Raw genomic sequence first — 1838 nt, 5'->3', positions numbered from 1 at the left:
ACCCCCGTGCTCACCAGGACCCCCGTTCCCATCGCGGACCCCGTGCCGCCCGAGCGGCAGCATCAGCGGCCGGCCGGACGTGGGGTCGGGGATCACCACCGAGTCGAGCCCGAACACCGCGCTCACCATCTCGGTGGTGAACACCTCCCGGGGCGCGCCCGCGCAGTGCACCCGCCCGCCGGCGAGCGCCACCAGGTGGTCGGCATAGCGGGCGGCCAGGTTGAGGTCGTGCAGGACCATGACGATGGTGGTGCCGCGGTCGCGGTTGAGGTCCACCAGCAGGTCCAGCACCTCCACCTGGTGCGCCACGTCGAGGAACGTGGTGGGCTCGTCGAGCAGCAGCAGGTCGGTGTGCTGGGCCAGGGCCATGGCGATCCAGACGCGCTGGCGCTGTCCGCCGGACAACTCGTCCACGGCCCGGTCGGCGAGCTCGAGGGTGCCGGTGGCCTCGAGTGCGGCGGCCACGGCCTCGTCGTCGTCCCGGCTCCACCGCGACAGCATCCCCTGATGAGGGTTCCGCCCGCGGCCCACCAGGTCGGAGACGGTGATCCCCTCCGGAGCGAGGGGGGACTGGGGGAGCAGCCCCAGCGTGCGGGCCAGTTTCTTGGCGGGGATGCGGTGCACCTGCTCACCGTCCAGGAGAACCTGCCCGCCGCGGGGCCTGAGCAGCCGGGACATCGACCTGAGCAGAGTGGATTTGCCGCAGGCGTTTGCCCCGACGATCGCGGTGATCCGCCCCGGTGGCACCTGCAGGTCCAGGTCCTGGATGACGGTGCGGTCGCGGTACCCCAGGTCGAGGCCGGTCGCGTGGAGGGTGTGGTCGGTGGTCACAGTGCGCCTCCGGTGCGATTGCTGCGGGCGATCAGGTAGATGAGGTACGGCGCGCCGAGCACCCCGGTGATGACGCCCACCGGGTAGCGGGAGCCGAAGGCGTACTGGCCCACCAGGTCCGCGCCGAGCACCAGGATCACGCCCACCAGCGCCGCCGGCACGAGTGGGGAGCCGTGCGGGCCCACGAGCCGCGCGGCGATGGGCCCGGACAGGAACGCCACGAACGCGATGGGCCCGGCGGCCGCGGTGGCGAAGGCGATCAGGCCGACCGCGGCCACGATGAGCATGATCCGGGTGAGCTCGGTGCGCACGCCGAGTGCGGAGGCGGTGTCGTCGCCCAGCCGCAGCATGGACAGATCGCGGGATTTGAGCAGCAGCACCGGGGCGAACACGAGGCACGCCACCAGCACCGGCTGCACCTGGGGCCACGAGGCACCGTTGAGGCTGCCGGTGATCCAGCGCATGGCCTCCTGCAGCTCCCACTGCGGCGCGGTCTTGAGGATGTAGTTGGTGGCCGCGTTGAGCATGGCCGCGGTCCCGATGCCGATCAGCACCAGTCGCGTGCCCACCACCCCGCCGCGATAGGCCAGCAGGTAGATGGCCAGGGCCACGGCGATGCCCGTGACGATCGCGAACACCGAGACCTGTGCGCCGCCCAGACCCAGGATGACGATCGCGAACGCCGCCGCCGCGCTGGCGCCGGAGCTGATGCCGATGATGTCCGGGGAGGCCAGTGGGTTGCGCAGCATGGTCTGGAAGGTCACACCGCCGATGCCGAAGCAGACGCCGGTGAGTATCGCGAGCACCGCGCGTGGCAGGCGCAGTCGCCCGACGGTGAACGAGGCGCCGGCCACGTCGTGGCCCAGGATCACGCCCAGCACGTCGGCCGGGGGATAGAACGTCCTGCCCACCATGAGGCTGGCGGCGAACAGTGCCGCGGCGACCAGGGCGAGCGCGGTCAGGACGAGCAGCCGCCGACGCCTGCGGGTGCGGCGACCGCGGGCGAT

Annotated in this window: 2 protein-coding genes; both read right to left on the bottom strand. The window is 72.1% G+C overall.

Annotated features, from left to right (window positions below):
* Positions 1 to 831, bottom strand: an 831-nt coding sequence (locus G6019_RS14945) for an ABC transporter ATP-binding protein (RefSeq protein ID WP_182627918.1), incomplete at its 3' end; no start/stop codon positions are given.
* The gene (locus tag G6019_RS14940; protein ID WP_309230286.1) at positions 828 to 1838 is read right to left on the bottom strand and encodes a FecCD family ABC transporter permease; all 1011 of its coding nucleotides are present in this window, start codon (positions 1836 to 1838) and stop codon (positions 828 to 830) included. The genes G6019_RS14940 and G6019_RS14945, both read right to left, overlap by 4 nt.

This window comes from Dietzia sp. DQ12-76 (genome assembly GCF_014145045.1).
Classification (GTDB): domain Bacteria; phylum Actinomycetota; class Actinomycetes; order Mycobacteriales; family Mycobacteriaceae; genus Dietzia.
The sequence above is the reverse complement of the archived record's forward strand: the minus strand, read 5'-3'. Positions and strand labels throughout refer to the sequence as shown.